General features: G+C 56.5%; 1 rRNA gene. It reads right to left on the bottom strand.

The window, feature by feature from the left end:
* Nucleotides 1-2 precede the first annotated feature (2 nt).
* Nucleotides 3-1,397: ribosomal RNA gene (locus ACFUEL_RS39720) — 23S ribosomal RNA — on the bottom strand; the annotation flags it as partial.

The following is a 1,397-nucleotide window of genomic DNA, read 5'->3' as shown; positions in this document are numbered from 1 at the left end:
CTGAGGACAAGCCCTCGGCCTATTAGTACCGGTCAACTCCACCCCTCACAGGGCTTCCATATCCGGCCTATCAACCCAGTCGTCTACTGGGAGCCTTACCCTCTCAAGGAGGTGGGAGTGCTCATCTCGAAGCAGGCTTCCCGCTTAGATGCTTTCAGCGGTTATCCCTCCCGAACGTAGCCAACCAGCCATGCCCTTGGCAGGACAACTGGCACACCAGAGGTTCGTCCGTCCCGGTCCTCTCGTACTAGGGACAGCCCTTCTCAACACTCCTACGCGCACAGCGGATAGGGACCGAACTGTCTCACGACGTTCTAAACCCAGCTCGCGTACCGCTTTAATGGGCGAACAGCCCAACCCTTGGGACCTACTCCAGCCCCAGGATGCGACGAGCCGACATCGAGGTGCCAAACCATCCCGTCGATATGGACTCTTGGGGAAGATCAGCCTGTTATCCCCGGGGTACCTTTTATCCGTTGAGCGACGGCGCTTCCACAAGCCACCGCCGGATCACTAGTCCCTACTTTCGTACCTGCTCGACCCGTCAGTCTCACAGTCAAGCTCCCTTGTGCACTTACACTCAACACCTGATTGCCAACCAGGCTGAGGGAACCTTTGGGCGCCTCCGTTACCCTTTAGGAGGCAACCGCCCCAGTTAAACTACCCACCAGACACTGTCCCTGATCCGGATCACGGACCCAGGTTAGACATCCAGCACGACCAGAGTGGTATTTCAACGTCGACTCCACAACGACTGGCGTCGCTGCTTCACAGTCTCCCACCTATCCTACACAAGCCGAACCGAACACCAATATCAAGCTATAGTAAAGGTCCCGGGGTCTTTCCGTCCTGCTGCGCGAAACGAGCATCTTTACTCGTAATGCAATTTCACCGGGCCTGTGGTTGAGACAGTCGAGAAGTCGTTACGCCATTCGTGCAGGTCGGAACTTACCCGACAAGGAATTTCGCTACCTTAGGATGGTTATAGTTACCACCGCCGTTTACTGGCGCTTAAGTTCTCAGCTTCGCCACGACGAATCGTGACTAACCGGTCCCCTTAACGTTCCAGCACCGGGCAGGCGTCAGTCCGTATACATCGCCTTACGGCTTCGCACGGACCTGTGTTTTTAGTAAACAGTCGCTTCTCGCTGGTCTCTGCGGCCACCACCAGCTCGGGGAGCAAGTCCCGTCACCAGCAATGGCCCCCCTTCTCCCGAAGTTACGGGGGCATTTTGCCGAGTTCCTTAACCACAGTTCACCCGAACGCCTCGGTATTCTCTACCTGACCACCTGAGTCGGTTTGGGGTACGGGCCGCCATGAAACTCGCTAGAGGCTTTTCTCGACAGCATAGGATCATCCACTTCACCACAATCGGCTCGGCATCGGGTCTCAGACT

This window comes from Kitasatospora sp. NPDC057198 (assembly GCF_042670125.1).
GTDB lineage: Bacteria > Actinomycetota > Actinomycetes > Streptomycetales > Streptomycetaceae > Kitasatospora.
Note: the sequence above shows the minus strand (reverse complement) of the source record. Positions and strands in the feature narration are given on the sequence as shown.